The organism is Psychrobacillus sp. FSL H8-0484 (genome assembly GCF_038005325.1).
GTDB lineage: Bacteria > Bacillota > Bacilli > Bacillales_A > Planococcaceae > Psychrobacillus.
This window is the reverse complement of the sequence record NZ_JBBOSZ010000001.1, coordinates 1,883,451-1,909,929: the sequence shown is the minus strand read 5'-3', so window position 1 is coordinate 1,909,929 and position 26,479 is coordinate 1,883,451. Positions and strand designations below refer to the sequence as shown.

The following is a 26,479-nucleotide window of genomic DNA, read 5'->3' as shown; positions in this document are numbered from 1 at the left end:
TTTATCATAATTGAAAACTCATTTTTGTGTTTCCATGTTTTCCTAACCAATAAACAGGTTCCATGTTATCAATGAATACATTAAATGAATTCCTCTGCCCTAATCTTTGATACAAAAGGTGCTTTATTTATTAGGATTTTTTGTTATGTTCCACAGTTATGACGACATTTCCCTTCTTGTGTCCTTTCTCAACATATCTATGAGCTTCAACTATCTCTTCAATCTCATAGGATCTGTCAATGACCACTTTTAATTTCCCTGACTCAACAAGTTCTTTGAGGAAGTTTAGAGCTTCGGAATTTTCGGGTGAATTTTGACTCAAAATTAGTTTCTTGCTGCTTGTCAATTTAGTCCATAACATATTAATCCCTGGTAATGGTATAGTGACATTTAGATAGGTTCCGTCCTTCTTTAGCGATTTCATACAAGCTGAAAATGAACTCTTGTTTACCGCTTCAAAGATCACATCATAAGTCTCGCCTTTAATAGAAAAATCTTCTGCAGTGTAATCAATTACCTGATCTGCTCCCAGAGATTTTACCAATTCTAAATTCGTCGTACTACATACCCCAGTGACGTTTGCTCCGAAGAACTTTGCTATCTGTACTGCATAAGTTCCTACACTTCCTGAAGCTCCATAGACAAGGACCTTTTGGCCACTCTGAATATTAGCTTTTCTAAGATAATACAATGCCGTTCGCGCCCCAATAGGAATGGCTGCTGCTTCCTCGTAAGTTAAATTGGATGGTTTAAAAGATACTGGTCCATCTTCAGACAGACATTTATACTCAGCATAAGCACCAAAACCCGCCTGGGATGCTGCAAAAACCTGATCACCTTTCTTAAACAGCTTGACATCTTCTCCTACTGACTCAACTTCCCCAGCTAACTCCATCCCCAATATAGCTTTTTGGGGTCGTCTAAAACCAAGTGCTATTCTTGCAGGCAGCCAAAAAGATAGAGGAACTGTAAAACTCCTTACCCGAATATCTCCTGCTGTTACGGTTGTCGCTTTTACTTTTACCAGTATTTCATTTTCCTTAGGAGTAGGTTTTTCTACCTCTTTCAGTTGGAGAACGTTAGGGGGGCCATACTTTGTGCAAACAATTGCTTTCATTAGTTCTCCTCCAATTCGTTATATTCATTAATATCTATGAATACGAATAAATAGAACAACGGTTTCACTCTTCAATAACTGTTCTCAAACTATCCTGCCCCTTTAGCCACCCGTGAAGCCCCCAATTATATAGTTAGAAATTATTATGTTTTTTAATGACTCTAGGCAATCGGTGTACCATTTTCAACAGTTTCATCTGGCTTTAACAGAACTACATCACCTTCTTCTTGAACACCACCAATCACCAATACTTCAGATTTGAATCCAGCGATTCGACGTGGAGGAAAATTTACAACCGCTACCACTTGGCGACCTATTAATATTTCTGGAGTGTATCTTTTTGTTAATTGTGCACTAGAATGTTTTATTCCTAATTCTTCACCAAAATCAATCCTTAGTTTAATTGATGGTTTACGTGCCTCAGGAAAGGATTCAGCACTTATTACAGTACCAATACGAATATCTAGTTTTTGAAATTCTTCAATCGTTGTTATGTTCAAAATAATTACCTCCTAAAAAATTTAAAAAATATTTATTTTCGGTTTAAGACATTTGGTTCAATTAGGTTATTATTTCTACATTATAGTTTGTTATTCCTTCTTTAGGAAACTACCCGTTAGCCATCCATGAACTGCCTAAACAGCTCATGGATCTTCAACTAAAGCACTCGTTAGCTTAAGTACATTTGTTCACAAAGTATGTGTTATTAATCATGTTTTCTGAGGCGATAATTAGAATATTTTACGAATTAAATTTTTCTCCAAACGGAATATCCGACCTTTTCAAAAGCATTCCTCATTGGTAAGTTGTTAATATCTGTATCAGAAAATATTCGCCACACACCAATAGATTTTAGAGTTTCAGTCGCTTCTTGTAGAAGGTCAATTATATATCCTTGACCTCTATGTTCAGGCAATACTCCAATGTAGTGGATTGTCCCTTCCACCAATCCATCTCTTTCGCTACCTTTAAAGACTACTGGTTGAGTAATTCCGACCACGGTACCTTCCAAGTATGCTATCTTCCACCAATCCTTCTTATATACGAAGTGATTCTCATCCACTGACCAATATTCATCCACTAATTCTTCAATTGTTGCATGTTTATCAAGCAATCTTTGGTCCATAGAATCTAAAGATCCTATTATAATCTTTCCGATATTTTCTTTAAATTCTTCCTCTAAATCTTTAGTTACATTCTTAAACTGTAATCTGCTTGTTGTATGTTTTATAGGTTCTTGTCCCTCTAGAAAATATGGGATTTTTTTATAATCTCTTTCCATTTAACCATCCTTTTCTATTAATAATGTTTTAGCTTGGTACATATAGTAATTCTTCTCTACTCCCTAGGAAAAAAACTCTATCAATGTGTACAGATTATTAATTAATCTGCCCCGTTAGCTGATTAAGAAAAAAGAGTTGCCGCAAAGTCAACCCTGTATTAACTCAAGCACTTGGTTGAAGAACGAGCAAGCCATTAAGAAATCGCACTTGTTCTTAAACAGATTTTTATTCAATATAGTCTACGTTATTGTCTTGACACCATTCTATGGCAATCTCTTTATATCGTTCATCACGAAATGAATACCATTGCTCTTCAATATCAAAATTGATGATTTTATCCTTAAATCTTCTATAGGCACCCTTTCCCTTAATTGCCTTTAATAACGTATCTCGCTTGACTTGATCACTAATAGTTAGGCAATATTCTTCCATAATCTCATACTCATTAATTTCATATTTTGTCGGTAGCTCTTTGTAATTCTCAAAGTTTTCTATTACATCAATAGCAACCTTTCTATCTTCCTGTTGCCAATCAGGTAAATGGTCTAACGGTTCTTCCTCTTCAGCAGCTATTAACTCTTCCGACGTTACTATAATAATTTCACCCGTTTCTATATTAAGAAATGTTCGAGACTCTTCAAACTGCATTTCTAATTCTTCAATAATGGATTGTAGCTTTACTGGATTGTTCAATTATTGCTCACCCTTTATATTTTACTAATGCACCAGTTAGCCATTTAGCACAATAAGAAAAAAGAGCCGTTTAAGCAGCTCAATGATCTTTCACTAAAGCACTCGTTAGTGATAGAAAAAAAAATAAAAAAATAAAATAAATAATGCTAACCCTAATGCCCTAATCTTTCTAAGATTACTATTGGACTTCCAGTATTTAATACTATCGAAAACAATGCCAATGATAACTAAAATGATTGCTATATTACCTAACAGTAAATTATCAAAAATCACTACACCAATTATAAAAAGTATTAGTCCCATAACTGAAAACAATTCAAAAATAAGCATTATAGGCTGTTTCTTTTGTTCGTCTGTTATTTTTTTAAAATCTTTTATCAAAGCGATAAGACTTCCAATAATTAGGAATCCCGTGAAGATTATTTGCACAATTAACTTCACAATAAAATTCCCCCCTTGTTCAACTAAACTGCTACATTAGTTGAATAAGTAAAAAGAGTTGTTTAAACAACTCAATGTTCTTCAAGTAAAGCACCGTTTTAGTTTAATAATAATGGATAGACTTCACGTAAATAATTGGATATATCTTTCTCTTGTATACTTGCCATTTCTTTAAATGTTACGCCCTCTCCTAAGAGGTATTGCACGATTTCCCAGCCTACGAAGTAAGCTTCTCTTTCCCTGTTTGTTGTTCCGTTCCCAAACGTAAACGTTGTTACTACTTCAGAAGAAGAATCTTCTAGGTACGGAAGTATCCCCGTAATGATATCTGATTTATTTTTATAGCATGATTCAAGCCATCCCTTTGTATGCTCGATATAAAGCTCAGTTGGTTCCCCTGGCACTAAAAATCTACTTACCTGTGCCGCTAACCCCTCTTGTAATATAGTTGAGCCAATTGTTCGTTCCCAATCAGCGGTTAAGTTAGCGGTATGTGAATGTACTATATGTGTCAATTCATGAGATAATAATATATCAGATTCCCCATTTTCAATAGGAAGACATAGTGCTAAACGGTTTTCGTCAAAAGGAGCAACAAAAGGGTTATTTTCAAATCCACCAACGAAATAAACAACTACTAAATTTATTGGTTGGTCATATCCTAACAGTTTTTTTACTTTTGTTAAGTATTCTTTAACTTTCTCCAGGTTTGGTTCCCAATTTTCCAACATAATTAAATGTTCACTGTAAGTGTTCCATGCTCCATCTAACAAATTTCTCGCAATTATTTTCCCTTCTTCACCTGGAGGAATTGCAGCGAAGTTATAATGTTTTTCCCATAGTGTCCATCTTTTTTCTTTATCAATATCGGACTTGTTAGCCATTTGGTAAAAAGCTAAGAACTTCGGTACTAGGTTAAGCAATTCAACTTTATCCAATAAATGTCACTCCTTCAATCCCATTATTATTATTAAAATTTACTTTGCAATACTTTTTCTTGTTCAACTAAACTGCGTCTTTGCTTTAATACGATTGAAACAAATACAAGTTCCAATTCTAAGTGAAATTTCCATTTAAAATTAACAAAAAACCATTTCTGCTTGTTCAACTAACCTGATGCGTTAGTTCTATAAGAAAAAAGAGTTGCCTAAGCAACCCAATATTCTTTCACTATAGCACTCGTTAGTTGAAGAGTAGACTTCAAAATATTTAGTTTTTCTTTAAATTTAAATTATTTATTATTAAGATAAGAGAAAAGAATATTAAAAGTATAAACCCAACCAAAGACAATATATTTGCAACTAGAACTAACAAATGTCCAAATATATGTCCTCCATAACCTCCAGGAAACATACCCAGTTTAGCGTAACCAAGTATAGGACTATTTAATAAAGCAAGTACAGCACTTCCTAAAATACAATAAAGTAATTTCAAGTTTCTATCCATTGAACCTATCCCCTTTAATTCAAATCTATAAATCCTTTAACATAAATTACCTTTTCCATTTTAATATAAACAGATTCTTCTTCCAATAACCTGCTGCGTTAGTTCAATAAGAAAAAAGAGTTGCCTAAGCAACTCTATGATCTTTACTAAAGCACGCGTTAATTGAATAAGGAAAACTTTTTTGTCCTTCAACACCGGCTACCAGCACTCAGCATAGCAATTATTACTCTCATTTGCGTAAAAGAGTCTGCCCGGTAACGTGCTCTAGAGGTTGGGCCTGGTTCCAATGACGACAGTAGCGTCAAGTTCGTCGTAATATGCCACCTGTGTTATTAGCCCGTTTTGAACAAAAATCTCGACTGTCAACAGTGCCTGTCTCTCGCTAGTCTCAACCACCAGATGACCGCCAGGTGCAAGCCAGAGTGTTGCCTCAGCCGCCACCCGCCGCTGGACGTCAAGCCCGTCCGCCCCCCCGTCGAGTGCCACCCGCGCCTCATGTATGCGGGCCTCCTGGGGTAACAGCACGATCGCTTCGGTAGGTACGTAGGGTGCGTTTGCGACCAGAACGTTGACACGGCCCCGTAATGTGGCTGGTAGTGGCTCATAGAGGTCTCCTTCATACACGTAACCCTCGACGGAAGTCACGTTTCGGCGGGCGCACCGCACCGCGGCTGGATCAATGTCGACGGCGTACAACTCGATTCCTTCCATAGCTACGGCCAGCGCTGAGCCCACCGCGCCTGTGCCGCAGCACAGGTCAACCACAATGGCGCCTCGTGTTACGAGAGCTGCTGCTTGGCGGACTAAAAACTCAGTGCGACGGCGGGGTACGAAGACTCCCGGGTCCACCACTATCCGGTTACCGCAAAATTCAGCCCACCCTAAGACGTGTTCAAGGGGCAAACCGTTTATTCGCCGTTCCACCATGGTGGCAAATTCGGCCGGCGACTGTGCCTCAGAGAAAAACAACCGTGCCTCATCTTCTGCGAATACACAACCAGCTGTCCGGAGCCTGTTTATTATACTTATTTTTGTTTCTTCGTCCATATAAAAATTAATTTGCTCTTCTATTAATATCACCTAATCTTGATAACTTTTAGTATATTATTTATAATTCGTTAAAAATAGGAGAAATCCTTCTTGAACTAACCTGCCCCTTTAGTTCAAGAAGGAAAAAGGGCTGCATTCTAACTCATTGATCTACAACTAAAGCACCCGTTAGCCATCCATGCAGCACAAAATCAGTGCTGTACCACAGAGAATGAAATTGGTTTGGAAGTGTCAATACTGGTACTAACCTAATCCATAGACTTATTTACGCTCTCCTCTTTTTTTAACGATTAAGTAGGGGCTTCTTAAGTATTGTCATTTTTCTTTTATTGAAGAAACTATTTTTCATGGTAGTTTAAGTACATTTCTTCACAAGCAGATAACTGACTTTACGTTGAACCACATTAAATGGGTTATACTGCACAAACTAACGGTAAAGGAGAGATAATATATGAAAAAAATATTGCCTTTAGTCACACTTATTGTTTCAATTGCCTTCTTGACTCTTTTTTCTTATTCTCACGTTCAGGCCAAAACCGAAACTAAAAATGAAATACAGCTGCGTGATGATGTGATCCTCGATTTGCTTTTTCCATCCATCTACAAAGCACTCGAAGAACATTTCGGCAAACCGAAGCAGGATTATTGCGAACAGATTCTCCAAATCGAAAAGAAGGTAGAACCCTACCGCTACTTTAATGTCACCGTGCAGCTAACAACATTTGAAGGTGCTCACGATTTCCCATATGATTTAGTTACTATCACTTTTAGTAATAAAAATGGTATGGAGTGGCGGGCTATTGATATCAAAAGCAGAACGTTAAAACCAAACGAAATAACTAAGTGCAGGGATTCTTTGTAATAAAGACACTATTTTCTTTGATTGTTCAACTAACCTGACTCTTTATTTCAATAAGAAAAAAAGAGCTGTTTAAATACAGCTCTTTGATCTTCAACTAAGGTACCCGTTAGCCATCCATGAAGCCCTTCTTCACCACAGAAAATGCAAGAAAATTACGTTCTTCCATGGTAGTTGAACAAGAAATTTTAACTTCAAGTTCGAATTTCATTGAGATAATTAAGTTGAACAAGGTTTTAATTTCCTTTTTAATAATGTACTCCAAATTTCTATTAGTATATTCCTTTTGGAAGTTCTATTAGTTGATCCTAATTTTCACATGAGAACCATAATCCTATAGCCATAAACAAGTTTTTTTCATTTAATCACCTGTAGTTCCATGAAACCCAGAGAAGGTAAATATCACGAAGATTATTTAGTATTCTCTATGAAAGATAAATCTAATGCCTTTTTGAGCTCTTCAGAATTTTTTGAGCCTATTATAACAATGTCACCTGAAGCTAACCTTAATTCGACACCCTCGCTTCCTGCGATATTATAAAGGCGTTCTCCATTTAGATTAATACGAATCCCCCAACCTCCAAACCGTTTTAGCGAACTAAAAGAAACACTTTTATACTCCCGAATACTTTGATAACGAAAGTCTCGGTATCCAAAATGGAAGGGGACAAATTTTATATACACCCCATCTCCACGTACTTCAGTTATCATCTTAACTTGGAACGCTATCAAGGGTATTATCAGACCGAACAAAACCCAAGCTATTACCAACCCAATATCCGACATCGGTTTGTCTCCGAATTGAATACCGTAAATAACCTGTTGGATAAACCCCCACCAAAAAATGCCTGAAACCAATATTATCACTATGATAAATAATAATTGTCTTGGTCGTTGAACTTCTCTATATAAAACAGACTCATTGTCTTTACTAATTTCTAAATCCACTCCTTTCTTAACCTAATATCCATTCTTCTTAAACAAATCTGCTCTTTAGTTGAATAGGCTCCTGTAAATAAAATACCATAAAAAGTAAATAAAACCTCATTTTATTGAGAAAGCAACAATCCTTACGAAAAGAGCCTTATAATAAAAGGCAAGTCTTTTGAAGTTGTTTTTAATAACATTGGTTCCGATTCGAATAATGAGAGAAAGTCGTTTTCTTTTGGAAATATAGGCATCTTCACATCACCTTTTTATCTCTATTTTAACATTTGCTTATTGAACTAACCTGCCCCTTTAGTTGAATAAGAAAAAAGAGCTTTCTAAACAGCTCAATGATCTTCAAGTAAAGCACCCGTTAATTTAAGTGCAAGTCTTCACAAATTCTTCAATGCAAAAAAATATTGTCTTAAAGCGCTATATCAGCAACATCTGAACAACTTTCATTTTCCAAATCCCGAATTAATTCTTACATTTTAATGAATTAATGTTTCGATAAAAAATCAACCATTATGTCAAAAGATTCTTGTGCAGATTTTACATTATATTTTGAATTGCATGGGTCACTAAATCCATGTTCTCCGTGAACTTTATGTATCTCGATATTCTTTTTTTCTAAGTATGGAATTAATTCGTTGACATTAAATGATTTCTCAATTTCAGGAAAGAAAAGCATTGTTGAACATAAAGGTTCAATCTCTAGATAGTTTCTAATTCGCGAACCATAGTAACCAACAATTCCATCGATATCATTTTCTTCACTGCACAACCATGCAATGGTTGCCCCAACACTAAATCCAACAATAAAGACTTTTTCATATTGATCTTTAATATCTTGCAATACACGTTTAATTTTATTTGTCGCACTAATAAACCCGATATTCTCCATAAAATTTCGATAAGCAACTTCTTCAAATGAATATTCAAAAGGTCCTTCTTTTTCTAATAAGTTGGGACAAATAACATCAAAGCCTCTTTCTGATAATGAATGGCAAACTTTATTCATATGCTGGTTAACCCCATAAATTTCATGTACTACTATAATTAATTTGTTTGAGTTACTTTGTATGTTTATCAAATTAAACCTCCTATTAAATCAGAACTTTCTTCTAATAATAATACAAAACTAAATGGATAATACTTCTTCAACTAACCTTCTGCGTTAGTTGAACAAGAAAAAAATAGCCGTCTATGCATCTCATTTATCTTTTAATAATACCTCCGTAGTTAAAGAAGAACAGTTATTCAACTAAACCTCCCATTAACTTTCGTTTCATTTTCAAATTTTGTTTTAGAATATAGATATCCTATCAACGAAAACGAAGCCACCATTATAGATAATATCAACAGGACATACATAACTCCTATCATTATAAAAGGACTTAGTACAAGAATAGTTAAGGATGATAAAATCAAGACCACAAGGAAAAATTGATTGATTCCCTTTCTTTTTTCAATCGGTATTAAATAAATTATAGGATATAAAATAATTGCACTAATAAACATAACAATTAATATCAAGACTAAAAAAAGACTAAAAACATAATTATCCCCCGAATGGGGATTAAAACATTTACAGCACTTGGATGAGCTTTACGGGGAAAAGCAAGAATCTCAAGGAAAGTAAAAAAGAGCCGTCTATGCAGCTCATTGTCTTTTGCTAATGCCTTCGATAGTTGAAGAATGAAATTAAAGCCTTTCCCCAGTTGATCCGTTCTCAAATTCAAATTTAACTGTCTATGCAAAATTTAGACCCTTAGCGAGCCACGGAAGCCCCTTGCAGCATAGTAGGAATCTGCTCCATTATGGTATACAAAGACAGTGTCGTAGCGAAGATCACAAAAGATGGCCCCGCCGAGTTTTCTAATATTAGCAGGTGTTTGCACCCAGCTCGACGTTTTCATATCGAAATTTTCAAGTTTCTGCAGCTCCCGGTATTGTTCTTCCGTTAAAAGTTCAATGCCCATGGCAGTTGCCATATCAATAGCGTTATTTTCTGGTTGGTGTTTTTTCCTTGACTCCAGTGCTTCACGGTCGTAACAAATACTTCTGCGACCCTTAGGACTTTCCGCTGAACAATCATAAAAAATGTATTCGCCCGTCTTTTTATCATGGCCAACAACATCCGGTTCACCGCCAGTTCCTTCCATTTCATTGAGCGACCACAGTTTTTCAGTATTATCTTCGAGCTTAGATTGTACTTTAGCCCATTCAAGACCTTCATGGCGGTCCATGTTTTTCTCAAAACGGACTTTCAAAGTTCTGAGTAGTTCCTCACGTTGTTCTAGTGGCAACTCCTTAATTCTTTTTGTCATATTAGTTTCCTCCTTATTATTTTTACTCATAATGGTTTAAGTACTAAACTGCACCTTTAGTCGTATAAGAAAAAGTGAGTTTTATTTCTCGATAATTACTATTTTTTTCTTCTTAAATTTAGCGGAGAAATGATACATTAATAAAATAATAAATGCAATAATACAAGGATAGCCAATTAACACAACTGGATTCATATGTCCGACTATACTAAACTCTCCCATTCAAGCTATAAACGCCATCCCATTCCTAAAGCACTAAATACCAAGCTGACTATAAAAACCAATGATAGTCGTTCTTTAAATAACCCTACAAATATATTCGCAACTACAAAATAGAACAAAAGTGCAATAAATATGAAGGACCATTCAAAGCCTTTAAAAGCAGGTATTACAAAAGTCAATGTGATACCAGTAATAATAACAATTGCTATAATACTTTTTATCAAAATGTATATTGGTTTCTTTGTAGCTATTCATAATAATTTTCACCAAATATTACTTAAGTCTCCTTTGACTCCCATACTCATAATTTTACCATTAATCTTCTTAAACTAAACTGCTTCTTTAGTTGAATAAGAAAAATGGTTTCACTCCTTCTTAAAGTAAAGTACTCGTTAGTTTAAGTACAACACTTCACAAACTTTCTTGTAAGATAAGAAAAAGCGACTTCTTTATTTTAGAATCGCACCCCGTACTTGAATATGTTATTTGTTTTTTTCTAAACCTTTAACTAATCTAATTATCCAATATAATAATATCCAAGGTAGAATGAATTTTGTAGCCCATTCAATTAAATTTGGTATCACATTTGTTGTGTTTATACTGAAAAACGAGAGTATTAACCAAAGTGCAAACAAAACTATAATACCATAAATTAAATTTTTCATTTTACATGTCCCCTCTTAAAACCTATTAATATTAATACCATTTCTTTTCTTCTCCAACTAAACACCCGTTAGTTTATGTTCATTGTTTCACAAACTTAATAAAATATATTTATGTTTTGTATAAGGTTCTCTACGGCCATTGTCCGCTTTTTTAACACTTGTTTAGCACGTAATTTAACAAGAAAATCAATAAATTCCGATTTAGTTGGAAGATCTGATATAACATGAGGTTTTTTATTATTTGCGACTTTCTCATCGGCATACATTTCTAATGCGTGAATCACAGTTACTTCATGCTTCTCTTCTAAAGAGGTCCACCTTTCTAAGTCATCCCAAGAAAAGTTTGACCTCACGAAGAGTTGATACCAACCTTCTGTCACAGGAAATTTAACATGATTCTCCATCCACGAGATAACATCCCTCGAATGAAATTCACCAAGATGAGAAAGTGCTTCATACCCAGTTATCTTTTTGTTAGATTCTTGTTCAAGAAAATTAATAACTAAAGATAGTCCCCTATCCTTATTGATACACATTGAAGTTAGATAGGAACGTAATCTAGTATCTATGTTATCTTGTTTAGCTTCCCATAAACTTCTAACCCATGTCTCAGCGTAAATCCCTAAAACTCTTCCGATTATCTCACATATTATCTTTTGATCATTAAATGCCTCTTTTTTATGTAATTCCTCTAAAAGGAAGTCGAATAACTCATTTCTATTAAATTTTTGGAGAAAGTCAATTGTTTCTTTATCTAATTTCTTTCGATATACAACAAAAGTTATTAGTTGTTCCATGCTATTTTTCACATCATCTAAGGTTGTCTCTGAAAATGACTCAAACCAATACTTCCATTTACCTGCTGCTGGACCTGTGGTGTCCAACCCTGTATCACTTAGAAAATATTCAAGCTGCCATTTTTCACTACCAATACACCCTAGTTCAGTAATCTTAAATAAATAATCGATAAATGAATCTGCAACATAAGTTACTTTGTCTTCTTCATGTTCCCAATATATGACTGGCTTCTCATCACTCTCAACAGACATATCAAACGCATAAACATCACCATTTCCAGCATGAGAGAACTCTAATTTCCCCCTAAGTGTACTTCCATAATCTTCTCCGTCTTCCATTAGCTCGTCAGCTAACCTATTTAAATTTTGAAGGAAGTCAGTATTCCAATTTATCTCTCCAGAGTAGATTTCCTTAAATTCACTGGGGATTATTGTATCCTCAGAAAATGAGTAATAAAAAGAAATTGATTTTCCTAAGTTATTTAATATGTATTTATAAGAAGGAGGTAGTTGATAACCTAATTCTTTTTCTTTAGCTTCTATCTCCTGTAGCGTTGCTTTTTTTCCAATTTCAATTGGGTGGACTTTGCCGTTATTGTTCTCTAATTTTTGTAGTATTTGCTCCCATTTTGATATAAGGAAATTAATATCTTCCATATTTTTAACCCCCGCTTTGATAACTAAATTTTAATTAATATTCAATATAGTTTTTGTAAATAACTTCTTGTACTAAACAGCTACTTTATTTCAATTAATTCAACAAAAAGGATGTTAGTCCTTCAAGAACACGCCCGGTAGCATAATAAGACTTGTTATATACCCCCATATTTGTCATTGGAACCATCCCGTAAACCAACCAAAACCAGTCATTGCTATTAGAGCAGTAATTAAAAGAAATAAAAAGCCACCTATTAAAATCAGTATAGAATATAATCCATACTTTAGAGGTTTAGTTAACTTTCGTTCCAAAATAAAGGCTATTAAAAATGAGGCTATTGCGATACAAAATCCATCAATAATACTAAAACCGTTGTCGGAAAGTAAATACAGTCTTAAACTGGAGAATTCAGATATTATTTGTATCAATAACAGGGTAACAAAAAGATAAAAAATCCCTGTAAACAATGTGAAAAACGAATTTTTCATCCCTAACATTGTTATAACAAATTACCCCTTTCTTCTTCAACTAACCTGCTGCGTTAGTTTAACAAGTAGCATCTTCTATTGCATACAACGTATAAAATCTTGTGCTATGAACACACTACTTTTCTTTTAATGTTCTCTGGTTCATAAATATTTTCAATATGCTTATAAATAGCATAATAAATGGGATTGTTTGAACAAATAAAAAACCTCTAATGAAATCAAAATTATCACTGTCAGGTGAGTCTGTTGCCATTCCGCCTATAAATAAAGAAATTGGAAGGGCAGTTACATTCACTCCTAAACTAAGATATAGAAATGACAAATATATGTTTTTAGTCCTCATCGCCTCTGCCTTCATAAGTAAAAATATCGCAAAGACTACAATAATAATTACAACTCCATAAAGAATATTCATATTTCAACCTCCCCTTTGCTCGAATAGTTGCAAATCGACAATGACATTTTTTCTCTTATTCAACTAAAGCCTCCGTTAGTTGAAGAAGCACTATATATTATTCAAATATTTTTCATAGCAAACACATTCATAAATTCGTTGGTTAGTTGTTTTAAATTGCTCAATCTCATCCCCTACGTAATGAGCGAATGTATTGACTAAGTGGAGTTTAGGTATGGTACTTTGAATCCGATTTTTCATTTCATTTCCTTCAAAGTAAATATGGTAGTATGCATCGACTTTATTAAATAACATTTTTTCATACCAATTCTGTACCCAAAAATCATCTCGAGTCCATGCTTCAAATCTATTTAAACCTAATTCGATTGCTCGCTTTTCCGCTTCGTGAAGTAGTTGCTCGCCAATTCCTTGTCGATAAAAATCTGGATGAACCGCAATATGCCAGACCATGCCTCCTAAACCCTCTCCCCTTGAACATACTGTCTTTTCTTCCTTTTCATACTCTACATCAATGAGACCAATAATTTGTCCATTTAATTCTGCAACTAGTTCGATTGATGGATTTTCATAGCTTTCCTTTTTATTTAAAACATTATCAAAGTAAGCTGTATTTAGAAATGATAGCGTTCTACATCGAACCCAACCTATTTCATCAGAATCTTTATATTCACGAATAAACAATTTATATTTTCTCCCCTCAATTCTAAATTTAAGTCCCTGTTGTTTGAAGTTGAAACCATAATCCCATTTTTAATATCGATCTCGCTTCTGCTTCAATATATCCTCTTAAATTATTCGACTTAGAAAATCAAAATCCTTTATTTGAAATTAGATCTTGTTCAACTAAACTGCGCCGTTAGTTTAAGTGTAATACTTCACAAACTTTCATCTATAAAGTTAAAAAGCTTTCATATAAAGACACAATATTTATTGTATGAAATTGTGGTTATCCAACGGTGGCATTATATGTGAACACGGAAAAGGCTGTCCAATAGTGAATATATTGGACAGCCTCTTTCTATGCTTGTTTGGACCTCTTATCAATTTTGGTGATTTTGGGAAATAGGTAAAACTGTCGAATATTTAATTTCCCTTAGTACTAAGCTAGTTTGAATGCGTGTGATGCCAAGTTTATTTAATTTTCTTATAAAGTTCTCCAATTCCCTGCGGTTTTTATTTGCCACCTTTAGAAGATAATCATATTCTCCCGTTAAGCAATGACACTCCAAAACCTCTGGCATAGACTTTAATGCTTCCTCCAAGCATTTCAGTTTCTCAGATTGGTGAATGTTCGTACTAATAAAAATAATAGATAATAAATCAAATCCAAGCTTCTCTTGATTTAATATCGCCACATGCTGATTAATGTATCCTTCATTTTCTAATCTTTTGATCCGTGCGTGAGTTGCGGGTGGAGATAAATTAACCCGTTTAGCAATTTCAGAATTGCTTATCTGTGCTCCTTTTTGGAGAATGTCTAAGATTTTAATATCCAGATCATCAAGTATTTTACTAACTATTGATTCCACTGATTCTCACTCCCCTTCTATTCTTCAAAAATTCAAAAGAAATAAACATGAAAACGAAATAAAATTTTGTAAGCACCTATGAATTTTTATCATTATTTCGAATTTATCTCATTATACAGAAAGAAATACTGATAATGAAAGGAAAATGTTAAAATTATTTAAAGCTCATTAAAACTCATCGTGCATACGGCTTAAAGGGCAGTACCTGGATCGGTGAAATTTGAAGAAGGAGATAAAGGATATGTCATTTAAGTATTATGTCTTATTGCTTTTAACATGTTTATTTTGGGCAGGAAATTTTGTTGTTAGTAAATCTCTTGTTGAACATTCTTCACCGATGACCTTGACGACACTAAGGTGGATCATTGCAGTCCTTTGCCTGTTCCCTCTTGTATGGTGGAAAGAAAAAAAAATTCTGCCGCCACGAAATGCAATAATTCCTTTGTTTTTAATGGGATTAACAGGTGTTGTTCTATTTAACATCTTGCAATTTTTAGCATTAGAGCAAACAACTGCGACAAATGTTAGCTTAATTTCTTCGTTAAATATGATTTCAATCGCTGTTTTTTCTATTTTATTTTTAAAAGAAAAAATTAATTTCCTGCAAATTATTTCAATGATATTTTCACTTTTAGGTGTGATACTTGTACTTTCAAATGGTAAAGCAGACTATTTGCTTTCATTGGATTTTAATACCGGAGATTTATGGATGATTGCTGCTGTATGCATATGGGGAATATATACGATTTGCAGCAAATGGGCAATGACAAAGACTTCACCTTTGATGTCTATTTTATACTCAGCTATTTTTGGGCTAATGGTACTATTGCCTCTGAGCTTTCCTGATTTTACTGTTTCAAATATTAACCTTTCTTTTATAGGTGCAATGTTATATACAGGTGTTATCTCAACAGTAGTATGTATGGTCCTTTGGAATATTTGTATTCAAAAATTAGGCTCCACTACTTCAGGTGTTTTTTTAAGTTTTAATCCGATTTTTACCTCAATCTTAGCTTTTTTATTTTTAGGGGAACAAATGACCTGGATACAAGGAATAGGCAGTGCAATTGTAATAACAGGTTGTTATTTATTCTCGTACTTTAAAAGAAAGGTTCATGAAAACAAAATGTATTCGCTAAACAAAGCTATCAAGGATGATCAACTTCGAATAGTACCCCTATTAGAAAAACGAAATCCAATCTTGCCAAAAAGGGTTTCGGAATGAGGCCATTCCGAAACCCCTTGTCGACACTCTGCACCTAACAATCATCTTTCCTGTCATTAATAGTAATATGTACTATATCAATAAAAGAAAGGACATTTGTCGCTATTAATCCTTATTGAACTAACCTGCCCGTTAGCCATCCATGAAACCCTGCTTCACCACAGAATATGGAAGATAATTACGTTCTTCCATGGTAGTTGAAGTGTAACATTTCACAATGGATCGAAATCTACTTGATGTTTTGGACGTAAAAATAGACCATCGAAATGAACTGGCCGATAAATGTTAGACACCTTACGGGGCAGTTCATTTCGATGGTCTTGTTTAACTAAAGCACTCGTTACTTGAATAAGGATTCACTTACTTTTTGTGAACAATCCTTCTAAAGGTTCCCAAGGATGTACTACATACTCAAACTTTTCTTCTAATACTTCAGGGTCATTTTTGGCAATTTCTTCGGCTTCTTGTACACTTTCAACCTCAACAATTACCAAACCCCCAGTATGGTCCATAAACGGTCCAGCAGACAACAATCTATCCTTTAAGGTATCGACTAAATAATGGCGTAATTGATTTGGTATGCAAGAAATTATGTGCATTTCGCCATCCATTCCATTTGTTCTTTCACTTTGTGCTCAGCATTTACTTGTTCAAAGCCATCATCATGAGTAACCCGATTCATGAGCCCTGGATCCACAAAATGAACTAATTCTATATCAAAAGGTGCTAATAATGCTGTTTCTATATTTGCTATATTGGAATGATGAGCGTGTAGGCAAGCTAATCTCATGTACATCCTCCAGAGTTTGTATAAATATATTAAATGCTATTTAGAACTACTTTACTTGGTTAATCGATGTCTCTTGAATTCTCCAAATTTAAGAATCAATCCTTTGTCACAAACCAATAACTTACTTCCTATTAAAATATCTGATATTTTTCTTTGAAAATTGGACTTAATTCGCTCCATATGTCAAATTTATTGCCATCTAAATCGTAGAATACAAAGTTCCTTCCAGCATGTCCTCTATTTTCTATTTCTCCAACTCTAATATCTTTATCTATAAACTCTTTATGTATAGCTTCTAAAGCATGTATTCCATTAACTTCAAATGTGATAGAAAAACGCTCTACACCATAAATATCATAAAAATTGGCACTTTGATTTTCATTAGCTTTAACAAGAAAAATACTTTGGTTTGCAAGATCAAGAATTGCTTTGTCATCGTCTTTATAGCTCAATTCTGCTCCCAATTTGTTCACATACCAGTTAGAAGATAGTTCTACATTGACTACTGGAATATAAGTCGTTCCAACCCTCCATAATTTTTCACTCATTTTATCGTCTCCTTTTAATAAACATAATAATTAGTTGCTTCTTTATTTATTCTCTCCTTCTAAAATCCCATCACAATGTACCTTACGTCACTAGTTGAATAGAAAGCTTTTTATATTATCATTAGGAATTCCTGCTTCTATATAACTTCTTATTAATTTCCAATCATTTGTGCCATATCTTTTGAACGTTTGAAAGAATAAATTTGCTGTTTCTAAACTCTTCCCTTGAATAAGGATAGTGGCTGATAAAATAACCATAGTTTCATCTTCTCTCAAAGGAAGAATCGAAATTTCTTCTATATTCCATTGAGCATTGTTTCCTTTAACAAAATTAAAACCCTGTTCCCATCCATTTACTGATTCTTCATAGCCAAAGTCAACGATATCTCCACTTGTTATCTCTCTTGCTTCATAGTTTTGAGATATCAAGCTTTTTAATTCCGCTAAAGATGAGGTTCTCCAAACATCTAAATACGTATCAAGAAACGTTCGAAATGAGTTGTCCATTTAAGAACCTCCTAAGATATATTTTTAGTTATATAAAAATAAATTGGCCTTTATTTAAGTAACCTGTTCGTTAGTTCACAGACAACATCCATGTTTTAATTAATCAAATTTGGAATATGAGGACCAAAGTATTGACCGATTTTCTCTACTTCAGTCATTACACGTCTTATTCCATCTTCAGACTTAAACCAGTTGTCCTTGGTTATGACAGTTCTGTCGATTACGGGCGAGATGAAGAACACAGTTTCTTTTGGAAACAAAGTTTGGTAAGTTAATAACGCTCTGCGTGCGTGTACTGCTTTACAAACCATTATCACTTTTCTAGGGTTGATACCTGTTTTTTGTAGAACTTCCAAGGAAAAACGGGCATTTTGAAAAGTATTTTGTGCTTTATCTTCTTTTAAAATTGCTTCTTCAGGTACTCCATTCTCAATTCCAACATCCCGTAAGAAATCCCATTCAGTAGTTTCTAAACGTGGGTTAGCTCCGCCTGTCGGAAGTAAGTACGGCGCTAGTCCCTGATGATACAAGAAAGTAGCTTTTTCCATTAGTTGAGGATGGCTCGCACCAGGAACAATTATTACATCTGCTCGGGCAATTTCAGTTTCAACGAAAATAAAGTTGGTAATGCAGTCGAATGGATAAGACATTGTTAATATCTCCTTTTTATTCGAAATACTAGTGATTTCACAATGTTATCTATAGTTAAGGGAATTAGTTCCAAAATTTTTATATGGATAATGAAAGTGAATATTGTTTAATCAGATTTCCAATAATGGGATTTAGTCCATCTGGTAATTCATTTATTTTAAAAAACCGAGCTTCAGTTGTTTCTTTACCGTCTGACTTTAGAACCCCACCCATAATCTCTTTTTTTAAGTAAGCGATTGTAACGGGATAGAATTCATCACCATTTGGTAATTTAACAAAATGTTGTTTCCCTGAAAAAACACCAACCAAATCTAGTTTACCTATTTCAATTCCTGTTTCTTCTAAAACTTCTCTTTTACCAGCTTCCTCAGTAGATTCGCCTAATTCGATAAATCCCCCTGGAACTCCCCATTGTCCATCTGCTCGTTTTTGTAATAAGAATTCCCCACTTTCATTAACAACAGCAACAGCAACTCCAACTAATATCAGAGGTTGATTTCCAACAAATTTGCGTAAATCCTCTATATACCCCATAATAACCTCCTAAAAATTATATTTTTAACCTAAACCTAAATTAGTCAATTCGACATTTTGATAGAATTTCCTCCTTAGCACAGTTCTGCCTTGCTAATTCCTTACTGTAAAAACCAAATGTTAAGGAGTATAATAACAATACTATGTAAGGTACAGGAGTCTTGAAATTGGAAAATCAAAATAGCAAGTATCGGTGGGTTGTTTTTGCTACAATATTGTTTACTTATCTATTAATTGTGAGTCAAAGAACAGCACCGGGATTAATTTCGGATCAGTTGATGACAGAGTTTAGTGTGACGGCATCTACTATTGGATTATTGACAAGTATACAGTTTTTGGCTTATGCCAGTTTGCAAATTCCAATAGGGATCTTGTCTGACCGTTTTGGCCCTAATGTTTTTCTAATTGTGGGGACATTATTGAATGGATTGGGCACTTTAATGTATAGCGCTGCACCGAATGAATCTGTTCTTTTTCTCTCTAGGTTTTTGGTAGGAGTTGGCGACGCGACCATTTGGGTGAATTTGGTTTTGATATTAAGTATATGGTTTAAAGTAAATGAATTTGTGGGGCTGCTTGGCATAGCAGGAATGACTGGAAGTCTAGGATTCTTAGTGGCCACGGTTCCGTTTTCGGCATGGATTTCCTTAACCGGCTGGAGGGCTCCGTTTTTTACTGTGGGCATTATTTTGTGTCTAAGCGCCATCCTTCTTTATTTAGTACTAGTACTAAAACCAAGGAAAATGGACATGAATCATTTTGAGAGCAAAAAGTCTTCAAAGAAACTAGTGCAAAAACGGGAAAAAACTTTGGTCATATTAAGTCGAATCTTTTCCGATCGACAAGCATGGGCTGCCTTCCTTTGTCACTTTGGAGCGGTAGGTACGTATGTGGGATTTATCGGTTCATGGGCTGTTCCGTACGGGATGAATGTGTATGACATGACACGCTCACATGCAAGTCAATTAATTATGATTGGTCTTTTTGGAGCCATTATTGGGGCTCCTCTAACAGGTTGGATTTCGAGTCGTATAGGGTCGATAAAGCGTCCCTATATTATTATTCATATGATTATTTTTGTTAGTTGGATCGCTTTTGTATTATTCAGTGGGAAACCGCCATACTACATGCTGATCATTCTGTTCTTGTTGATTGGTTATGGTAATGGCGCTAGCGCTTTAACATTTGCGATTGTTCGCAAATCTTTTGATATAAGAGAGGTCGGAGTCGTTTCAGGATTTGCAAATACGGGAGGATTTTTGAGTGCCGTGCTGTTGCCAAGTATTTTTGGGAGAGTATTGGACCATTTTCAATCGGCTGAAATCAGTGTCGGGTACCATTATGGTTTCGTCATCCCAGTCATCTTCTCCTTGATTGGGCTGTTTGGTGGATTCCTCATTATGGAACACCGTATGCCAAAAGCAGAAGTGAATTAAAATGCTTTTTCTATTGTGTAAACTGAGCATCTCGACAGGTATGTGTTCGTTTTTCATTCATATTTAAAAATACCAACACAAATTTTTTTTAGCTTTTACTCTGAATTAAATGACAATACAATTATCAAGGAATGGCAAATTAAATTATCTTCCCTTTTAGAAGATGTAAAAAGACATTGCCATTCAAATGAACTTGAATTTCATTTATCGGAATAAATATATATCAAAGGAAAGTTTTAATTAAGCTATGTTCGTATATTTTACTGATCTGTCAGACTTACTGTCCTTTTAGTAAAGTATTTGGCGTCAAAGTTAGGAGGATGACAATGAATCGATTTTCTAAAGCATTAACATATGTAGATGAAATTTTTTATCAACCTAATGGCTTAACTATAAAAGCGATTCGTGTAGAAACTCAGAATGCTGATTATGGAGCAGGGGTATTTCAGTTAAACTCTAAATCCGTTCGATTTAGAGTTGCAAAAGTAACACCTACCAAATTAGGACAGTTTGTTTCCTTTTGGGAAAAAGATTTAAATAATAAAAACCAACCATTTTCATATAAAAATGCTACTGATTTATTGGTTATTAATACTTTTTCCAATGATAATCAGTTTTTTGGGCAATTCGTTTTCCCCAAAAAAATTCTTGTAGAACAAAATATCCTTAGAACAGCTACTGCAAATGGGAAAATGGCAATTAGGGTTTACCCTAGTTGGGACACTCCCACAAGCAAACAAGCAATAGCAACTCAAAAATGGCAGTCGCCATATTTTGTTGGACTGAACAATATAAACAGTTTACAAATACAAGAGCTATTAAGACTATACTCCAACTAGAATTGGATAGCCCTAACCCAAAAGAAGAAGCCCTTACGTCACCTAAAGTATTCTATGACTTTCTAGTTCGAACACAGGAAAATTTATATCATTTACATACGTTAGCTCAATAAAAGCACTCAATTATGAGTGCTTTTAGTTTTTATTCTTCAACTGTATCATTAATCTTTCTCTGAATAATACAAAAGCGATCCAACTTACATTTATTGTCTTATTTTATTTAACTGCTTTTATTAGTGAATAAAAGTAAAATGTCCTAATTGACTCATTAGTTTAACAAGGAATCTATTGGTCTTATCTAACATTCGTTATTCAATTGAGTTAGCAATTTCCACTAATGTATCAGGAGTTACCTTAGATAGCCTTTTATCGATTCCAAGCATATATTGCCAATTACCATTTTCAAAAACCAAAAAATGAAATAATTGATGGTCAAAATAAATGGCTTTCTGTCCATTTTTAAGTTTATAGGTTTTCTGATTAACTCTATCTTTAAAAATCATTTTATTTTTCAAAGGGCGAATATCAATTTTATAATTATTTTCTTTTACCTTTTCATTCACAAACTTGATAGCCAGTGAATCATTAGTGTTATGTTCCTTATCCTCATAAAATCTTCCGAATTGATGGGTGAAAGGAATAGAGGGCTTGTTTTTTGGCAATTTTACTTCTTGTTTAAAGTGATTTTCAAATTCCTTAACTGCTTCTTCGACAGATATATATCCAACTTGAGTATAACCTTCTTCAAGCGATGGGGGTTTATCGTTTGGGTTTGCAAAGACTATTTCATTAGCTGAAAAACAAATGGCAATACATATTATCGAGAAAAAAATATAAATTTTTCTTTGCATTTGCTATACACCCTTATTCTTTTAATAAATAGCTTTACCATTAACAGAAAATATATGATGAAAATTCAACTAACCTAATTTTTTATGTATTTCGCCATACAATTGCATATTTCTTTTGATATTTACTATCTTCTTCTGTTGCTATTAAATCCAGTGCTATTTGTTTTATTTCTTCTCTCTTTACCTCGTCATATAAATTTCTAAGACCTTGGATAATATCATATCGAATCAAAGTATAATTTTTTTCCTCTACGCAGTGTGTAAAACGATCAGTAAAGTGATTAATTAACATTTCTTGTTGTTCATCTCCAGCTAAACCTACTCTCCAGATGGATTGCAAACTATGTCTTGCAGTGACAAACTTAGGATCTTTTGTTACTTCCCATAATGTTGGAAAGTCATTAAGCATTCTTTTTTCTGGATCACTTATTGCTAAATGGGAAAGAAATTGTGCAGCACGTGATCTTTTATGATTATCACGATTTTTTAGGTCTTGTAATAATTGATCCCAAATTTCATATGCCCACTCTACTTCTTTTTCTGTTAACGTCTTTATATTCTTAAACGCTTCATATTGGATTTCTTTGTCTGTTGATTCTAAATCCTCGAAATACCTTTGAACTTGTGATTCCATTTAACCAACTCCTATAAAGAACTATAACTTATTTTAACATAGCCTTCTTGAACTCTGAGACCCTTTATTCACAAACTCTTTAAGATTAAATTTGATTGTCGACGCCTTTCAATTTACACTATTTTACAACAAATTAATTAATCTTGTTTAGACCATGAATAGATTAATGAATACAATGATTAGATAATCTGCAGATTATAAATCTTACATTACGAGGAGGTGTATATTAAATGCCTTTAACGACTGGACCAATTGAAAACACAGGAAATCAACCTGCTAATGCAACTAACGTTCGAGTTAAAATCCTCAATCGTACTGGAGGTGTACTTTCAGGAGTAGCCAGAGTTTTTAGACTTGATGGTACAAGACAATTACTTTCATCGGCTAACTTTATCGTAGGTGCTAATGCTTCTACTTTTGTAACCCTTAGTTTACAAATAGGAGCGGCTCAATATGAAGTTGAAATTGTTCCTAATCAAACCGGTGGATTATATTCTTCATATGGAAGAACAGCATCAGGTGTTGTCATTACTGCTCAACGGGTTTTGCACTCAGAATTAGTACAGATACTTTAGTCATAAAATGAGTTTTTAGAAGTTAAAATCGGTTTTAAAGGGCTGTTCCTTCGTCAATTTGGGACAGCCCGCTCCTTTTTTTTGTTATTCCTCATATACCCTCACCTTGTATGCTGGTAAAAACAGGGAATTGATCTGCATCTATATCAATATAAATAGCGTCCACTTTTTCTTATTTTTTTCCCGTATTACAATGGATAAAATGTAAATAAAAAAGATGATACCTGTTAAGACATCATCCCATAGAATATTAAAACTGCATAAACTAACTCTAAAACCATAATTTTATCCCAAATTCATTGCGCTTTCATCCATATAAGCGACTTCCCATAAATGACCGTCTAAGTCCTGAAAACCCCATACATACATAAATCCATGATCTTGAGGGTCACTCGAAGATTTACCACCTGATGACAGGGCCTTATTTACCAACTCATCCACTTGATCCCGACTTTCAGCTGATAAACAGAAAATCGCTTCTGCCGAAGTAGTATCCACAATTTCCTTCTTACTAAACTCTTTGAAACGTTCTTCAAGCATTAACAAAGCAAAGATATTGTCACTGATAATCATACTAGCTGTGTCCTCAGTAGTGAATTGTGGGTTGAACTCAAAACCTAGCTCCTTGAAAAAGTTAGTGGACTTGTTCACGTTTTTCACTGGTAAATTGATAAAGATATTTTTGGATTGAAATGCCATTTTTTTATCACCTCAAGTTGACATTATCACAGGCAAGAAAGCCATGTCAAAATTATAGTTTTTAACTAACCTGCTTCCTTAGTTGCATTACAATTATAAAGGCATTCTCCTAACAGCATTGTTCAGCTAAACGAGAGTTTTAATTTTTATGGGAGTTTAAGTAAGAAATACTGAAATAGATACAACAAATAGAACCACTACTAAAAGAAAGGGGACAAATGCCTTTCTGATTTCTTCTTCGTTTTCAGCTTTCTTAACCTTCTTTCTATAATCAATCCAACTACTAATCAATACAATCGAAATTATTATTACATATGGAAGTTCTTCCAAGCGAATACCCCCTTATCCCAATAATTCACCAAAAATAACTAACCTCCTTCGTTAGCCATCCATGAAGCCCTGCTTCACCACAGAATATGCAAGAAAATTACGTTCTTCCATGGTAGTTGAAAAAGCTGAAGGAATTATCTAAAGATAAATTTTCTAATTCGTTTAAACATAATGTTAATCTATTTCTAATCATGTCCTTATCACCCATTTGCTGCAGTGCCTTAGGGTCCAATACACTTTCTTTTAATGTTTCATAGTGTTCATGAGCCTCTAATAATATCCACAAGATGTATTCGTCCAATAAACATTTATACAACTTCACATTATCTCTTATGTAACCGTTCATAAAACCGTCTGCAATTCTATTTAATATGCTAGAATTTTGATTATAAGCATGATTTCGGTATCTTGAGGCATTAGAATAGGCTGGAAGAAGGAATTTATAACAAAAAACAAAATACCCAGCATATTTCAAATCAAAATCTAAGCTTGGAAATGGGTCAATTATAGAAACATTATCTACATTAAATATAATATTTTCTGGTGTTACATCTTGATTGACTAATGATATCTTTTGCGGGTTTTTCCGCCTGTTTTCAATTAATTTTAAAATCTTATCTACAACTTTTTCGCGATTAAATGTTAAATCAGTACTAGTCAAACTATTTAAGATACTTAAATAAAAGTCGTTATCATTTTGCCAAATATAGTGAGCTTCCTGTTGCACCTTTCCTTCAAGAAGTTTACCGTTCCATATAATCCTACCAAATCCCTGTATATCGGGATTTTTCCTGTGCATAACCTTAAAGAATTCTCCTAACTTTTCTCCAATTGTAAATGCTTCATAATGGCTAAGGCATTGTAGTTTTTTTCCTTCACCCATAAAACTTTCTACGGTAAATGCTAATGATTCCTCTTGAAAATAGTCAAAGACAGAAGGACAAATGTTAAAAGAACACTGAATAGCCTGATGGTAATAAACTTTTGAAGATTCATATTCAGTAATCAAGTCAATTTCTTTATATGCTTGTAATTGCCCATAAGCATTCTTTTTCCTAATTCTTAGTACAAGGTCCTCTTCAAAATTCCTTTCTATTCTATAGACATTATGCCAAGCACCTTCGCCAATTTTCCAAATATGTTCCATGTTTAAATTTTCTATTTTCTCAATGGCATTCTTAAGATCCTCATCTGTCATTTCTGATTATCCTTTCTAAAACGATTTGTACTTAAACTAAACTGCCCCTGTAGTTCAACAAGATAAAAGAGACGTATAAAACAGCTCAATGATCTTCAAATACAGCTCCAGCTAGTCGGAAAATAACACTATAATTGAAACTCTTTTTTAATTATTTGAGCGACTTCTTCAGCACTTAAATAAGTGTTATCTATTCTTATATAATTTTCTTTTTCAATTTCACCAATTTTAGAATTCAACCTACTACTTTCTATGGTACTTAGTAAATGTTGTTCAGATTGTTCAATGTTTCTTTTAGTTGGTTTATTTTCAAGTCTATGTGATGTCTTGTTTCGTTTTAATCTTTCTTCAACGTTGGCTTCTAATTCAACGAAATAAATATCAGCCCCTTGAGAAGATACAGTTTGACATATATTTTCTATATCGTCCCAATCCTCTTTTTGATTAAAATACCAGACCTTAGTAAAAATCATCCCATAATGATCACTTTTAGAAAATGAATTAAATATTTCCTGCCGAAATAGGTGTGTTAATCTCCACATTTCTGGACTAAATCCGTATAGTGGCTCAAGTAAATCAATAGTCATGTGGTTATGAAATAATTTTAAGCCAGTTACCTTTGCTAATTCTTGTCCGACAGTCATTTTTCCAACTGCTTGTGGACCAAATATAAAAACAAACTTTTTCATAGTACCTTCCTCCAAACAATTTCTTCTTCAAACCTACCCCTTTAGCTTAAGAA

32 protein-coding genes are annotated in these 26,479 nt (G+C 34.0%); 5 read left to right on the top strand and 27 right to left on the bottom strand.

Annotated features, from left to right (window positions below):
* Nucleotides 1–130: 130 nt before the first annotated feature.
* From MHH81_RS09215 to MHH81_RS09180, 8 genes are all read right to left on the bottom strand, one after another.
* Nucleotides 131–1,117: an NAD(P)-dependent alcohol dehydrogenase gene (locus tag MHH81_RS09215; protein WP_340920363.1), complete on the bottom strand. Its 987-nt coding sequence runs from the start codon at nucleotides 1,115–1,117 to the stop codon at nucleotides 131–133.
* Nucleotides 1,118–1,278: 161 nt separating this feature from the next.
* Nucleotides 1,279–1,611 (bottom strand): chaperone CsaA, encoded by a 333-nt coding sequence (gene csaA, locus MHH81_RS09210; RefSeq protein WP_340925204.1) that lies wholly within the window; start codon nucleotides 1,609–1,611, stop codon nucleotides 1,279–1,281.
* A 254-nt stretch (nucleotides 1,612–1,865) separates the two neighbouring features.
* The gene (locus MHH81_RS09205) at nucleotides 1,866–2,399 is read right to left on the bottom strand and encodes a GNAT family N-acetyltransferase (RefSeq protein WP_340920361.1); all 534 of its coding nucleotides are present in this window, start codon (nucleotides 2,397–2,399) and stop codon (nucleotides 1,866–1,868) included.
* A 226-nt stretch (nucleotides 2,400–2,625) separates the two neighbouring features.
* Nucleotides 2,626–3,093 carry a UPF0158 family protein gene (locus MHH81_RS09200; RefSeq protein ID WP_340920358.1) on the bottom strand — a complete coding sequence of 156 codons (468 nt, stop codon included), beginning with the start codon at nucleotides 3,091–3,093 and terminating at the stop codon, nucleotides 2,626–2,628.
* Nucleotides 3,094–3,198: 105 nt separating this feature from the next.
* On the bottom strand, nucleotides 3,199–3,534 hold the full coding sequence (locus tag MHH81_RS09195) for a hypothetical protein (protein WP_340920355.1): 336 nt from the start codon (nucleotides 3,532–3,534) through the stop codon (nucleotides 3,199–3,201).
* A gap of 98 nt (nucleotides 3,535–3,632) precedes the next feature.
* Nucleotides 3,633–4,472, bottom strand: a complete 840-nt coding sequence (locus tag MHH81_RS09190) for a DUF2268 domain-containing putative Zn-dependent protease (protein ID WP_340920352.1) — start codon at nucleotides 4,470–4,472, stop codon at nucleotides 3,633–3,635.
* Between the two features lie 271 nt (nucleotides 4,473–4,743).
* Complete coding sequence (locus MHH81_RS09185) at nucleotides 4,744–4,980, bottom strand: hypothetical protein (RefSeq protein WP_340920350.1); 237 nt, start codon at nucleotides 4,978–4,980, stop codon at nucleotides 4,744–4,746.
* A gap of 264 nt (nucleotides 4,981–5,244) precedes the next feature.
* Nucleotides 5,245–6,027 (bottom strand): putative protein N(5)-glutamine methyltransferase, encoded by a 783-nt coding sequence (locus tag MHH81_RS09180; protein ID WP_340920348.1) that lies wholly within the window; start codon nucleotides 6,025–6,027, stop codon nucleotides 5,245–5,247.
* Nucleotides 6,028–6,481: 454 nt separating this feature from the next.
* On the opposite strand from MHH81_RS09180, the gene MHH81_RS09175 reads away from it, so the two are divergent.
* Entirely contained in the window at nucleotides 6,482–6,892 is a 411-nt protein-coding gene (locus MHH81_RS09175; RefSeq protein WP_340920345.1) for a DUF3888 domain-containing protein, read from the top strand.
* Between the two features lie 408 nt (nucleotides 6,893–7,300).
* Here the strand turns inward: MHH81_RS09175 and MHH81_RS09170 are convergent, their stop codons facing one another.
* The 7 genes from MHH81_RS09170 to MHH81_RS09140 form a co-directional block, all read right to left on the bottom strand.
* Nucleotides 7,301–7,837: a DUF6141 family protein gene (locus tag MHH81_RS09170; RefSeq protein WP_340920343.1), complete on the bottom strand. Its 537-nt coding sequence runs from the start codon at nucleotides 7,835–7,837 to the stop codon at nucleotides 7,301–7,303.
* Between the two features lie 478 nt (nucleotides 7,838–8,315).
* Complete coding sequence (locus MHH81_RS09165) at nucleotides 8,316–8,909, bottom strand: dienelactone hydrolase family protein (protein WP_340920341.1); 594 nt, start codon at nucleotides 8,907–8,909, stop codon at nucleotides 8,316–8,318.
* A 670-nt stretch (nucleotides 8,910–9,579) separates the two neighbouring features.
* The gene (locus MHH81_RS09160; RefSeq protein ID WP_340920339.1) at nucleotides 9,580–10,146 is read right to left on the bottom strand and encodes a DUF4256 domain-containing protein; all 567 of its coding nucleotides are present in this window, start codon (nucleotides 10,144–10,146) and stop codon (nucleotides 9,580–9,582) included.
* A 982-nt stretch (nucleotides 10,147–11,128) separates the two neighbouring features.
* The gene (locus MHH81_RS09155; protein ID WP_340920337.1) at nucleotides 11,129–12,487 is read right to left on the bottom strand and encodes an SMI1/KNR4 family protein; all 1,359 of its coding nucleotides are present in this window, start codon (nucleotides 12,485–12,487) and stop codon (nucleotides 11,129–11,131) included.
* A gap of 604 nt (nucleotides 12,488–13,091) precedes the next feature.
* Nucleotides 13,092–13,391 carry a hypothetical protein gene (locus MHH81_RS09150; protein ID WP_340920335.1) on the bottom strand — a complete coding sequence of 100 codons (300 nt, stop codon included), beginning with the start codon at nucleotides 13,389–13,391 and terminating at the stop codon, nucleotides 13,092–13,094.
* A 90-nt stretch (nucleotides 13,392–13,481) separates the two neighbouring features.
* Nucleotides 13,482–14,072 carry a GNAT family N-acetyltransferase gene (locus MHH81_RS09145; protein ID WP_340920333.1) on the bottom strand — a complete coding sequence of 197 codons (591 nt, stop codon included), beginning with the start codon at nucleotides 14,070–14,072 and terminating at the stop codon, nucleotides 13,482–13,484.
* A gap of 359 nt (nucleotides 14,073–14,431) precedes the next feature.
* On the bottom strand, nucleotides 14,432–14,920 hold the full coding sequence (locus tag MHH81_RS09140) for an Lrp/AsnC family transcriptional regulator (protein ID WP_340920330.1): 489 nt from the start codon (nucleotides 14,918–14,920) through the stop codon (nucleotides 14,432–14,434).
* Nucleotides 14,921–15,161: 241 nt separating this feature from the next.
* Between MHH81_RS09140 and MHH81_RS09135 the strand changes: the two genes are divergently transcribed.
* Nucleotides 15,162–16,145, top strand: coding sequence for a DMT family transporter (locus MHH81_RS09135; RefSeq protein WP_340920328.1), 984 nt, complete (start codon nucleotides 15,162–15,164; stop codon nucleotides 16,143–16,145).
* A 356-nt stretch (nucleotides 16,146–16,501) separates the two neighbouring features.
* Here the strand turns inward: MHH81_RS09135 and MHH81_RS09130 are convergent, their stop codons facing one another.
* From MHH81_RS09130 to MHH81_RS09105, 6 genes are all read right to left on the bottom strand, one after another.
* The gene (locus MHH81_RS09130) at nucleotides 16,502–16,744 is read right to left on the bottom strand and encodes a YciI family protein (protein ID WP_340920325.1); all 243 of its coding nucleotides are present in this window, start codon (nucleotides 16,742–16,744) and stop codon (nucleotides 16,502–16,504) included.
* Complete coding sequence (locus tag MHH81_RS09125; RefSeq protein WP_445678084.1) at nucleotides 16,735–16,935, bottom strand: hypothetical protein; 201 nt, start codon at nucleotides 16,933–16,935, stop codon at nucleotides 16,735–16,737. Before MHH81_RS09125 ends, MHH81_RS09130 begins: the two co-directional genes overlap by 10 nt.
* 131 nt (nucleotides 16,936–17,066) lie before the next feature.
* On the bottom strand, nucleotides 17,067–17,483 hold the full coding sequence (locus MHH81_RS09120) for a VOC family protein (protein ID WP_340920323.1): 417 nt from the start codon (nucleotides 17,481–17,483) through the stop codon (nucleotides 17,067–17,069).
* A gap of 90 nt (nucleotides 17,484–17,573) precedes the next feature.
* A complete protein-coding gene (locus MHH81_RS09115; RefSeq protein WP_340920321.1) occupies nucleotides 17,574–17,990 on the bottom strand; it encodes a flavoprotein in 417 nt (138 codons plus the stop codon).
* 95 nt (nucleotides 17,991–18,085) lie between these two features.
* Nucleotides 18,086–18,640, bottom strand: coding sequence for a YdcF family protein (locus MHH81_RS09110; protein WP_340920319.1), 555 nt, complete (start codon nucleotides 18,638–18,640; stop codon nucleotides 18,086–18,088).
* A gap of 79 nt (nucleotides 18,641–18,719) precedes the next feature.
* On the bottom strand, nucleotides 18,720–19,175 hold the full coding sequence (locus tag MHH81_RS09105) for an NUDIX hydrolase (RefSeq protein ID WP_340920317.1): 456 nt from the start codon (nucleotides 19,173–19,175) through the stop codon (nucleotides 18,720–18,722).
* 167 nt (nucleotides 19,176–19,342) lie between these two features.
* On the opposite strand from MHH81_RS09105, the gene MHH81_RS09100 reads away from it, so the two are divergent.
* Nucleotides 19,343–20,611 carry an MFS transporter gene (locus MHH81_RS09100; protein ID WP_340920315.1) on the top strand — a complete coding sequence of 423 codons (1,269 nt, stop codon included), beginning with the start codon at nucleotides 19,343–19,345 and terminating at the stop codon, nucleotides 20,609–20,611.
* A gap of 326 nt (nucleotides 20,612–20,937) precedes the next feature.
* Nucleotides 20,938–21,450, top strand: a complete 513-nt coding sequence (locus tag MHH81_RS09095; protein WP_340920313.1) for a MepB family protein — start codon at nucleotides 20,938–20,940, stop codon at nucleotides 21,448–21,450.
* A gap of 308 nt (nucleotides 21,451–21,758) precedes the next feature.
* Here MHH81_RS09095 and MHH81_RS09090 read toward each other — a convergent pair whose 3' ends face one another.
* Both MHH81_RS09090 and MHH81_RS09085 read right to left on the bottom strand, forming a co-directional pair.
* The gene (locus tag MHH81_RS09090) at nucleotides 21,759–22,301 is read right to left on the bottom strand and encodes a carbon monoxide dehydrogenase (protein WP_340920310.1); all 543 of its coding nucleotides are present in this window, start codon (nucleotides 22,299–22,301) and stop codon (nucleotides 21,759–21,761) included.
* A gap of 82 nt (nucleotides 22,302–22,383) precedes the next feature.
* Entirely contained in the window at nucleotides 22,384–22,935 is a 552-nt protein-coding gene (locus MHH81_RS09085; protein ID WP_340920306.1) for a hypothetical protein, read from the bottom strand.
* 230 nt (nucleotides 22,936–23,165) lie between these two features.
* Here MHH81_RS09085 and MHH81_RS09080 point away from each other — a divergent pair, with 230 nt between their 5' ends.
* Entirely contained in the window at nucleotides 23,166–23,510 is a 345-nt protein-coding gene (locus MHH81_RS09080) for an ATPase (protein ID WP_340920305.1), read from the top strand.
* A 285-nt stretch (nucleotides 23,511–23,795) separates the two neighbouring features.
* Here MHH81_RS09080 and MHH81_RS09075 read toward each other — a convergent pair whose 3' ends face one another.
* The 4 genes from MHH81_RS09075 to MHH81_RS09060 all read right to left on the bottom strand — a co-directional run bounded on the left by MHH81_RS09075 (nucleotide 23,796) and on the right by MHH81_RS09060 (nucleotide 26,426).
* The gene (locus MHH81_RS09075) at nucleotides 23,796–24,209 is read right to left on the bottom strand and encodes a VOC family protein (protein WP_340920302.1); all 414 of its coding nucleotides are present in this window, start codon (nucleotides 24,207–24,209) and stop codon (nucleotides 23,796–23,798) included.
* Between the two features lie 156 nt (nucleotides 24,210–24,365).
* Entirely contained in the window at nucleotides 24,366–24,539 is a 174-nt protein-coding gene (locus MHH81_RS09070) for a hypothetical protein (protein ID WP_340920300.1), read from the bottom strand.
* A gap of 97 nt (nucleotides 24,540–24,636) precedes the next feature.
* Nucleotides 24,637–25,737 carry a hypothetical protein gene (locus tag MHH81_RS09065; RefSeq protein WP_340920298.1) on the bottom strand — a complete coding sequence of 367 codons (1,101 nt, stop codon included), beginning with the start codon at nucleotides 25,735–25,737 and terminating at the stop codon, nucleotides 24,637–24,639.
* A 128-nt stretch (nucleotides 25,738–25,865) separates the two neighbouring features.
* Nucleotides 25,866–26,426 carry an AAA family ATPase gene (locus MHH81_RS09060; RefSeq protein WP_340920295.1) on the bottom strand — a complete coding sequence of 187 codons (561 nt, stop codon included), beginning with the start codon at nucleotides 26,424–26,426 and terminating at the stop codon, nucleotides 25,866–25,868.
* Between the last annotated feature and the right edge of the window lie 53 nt (nucleotides 26,427–26,479).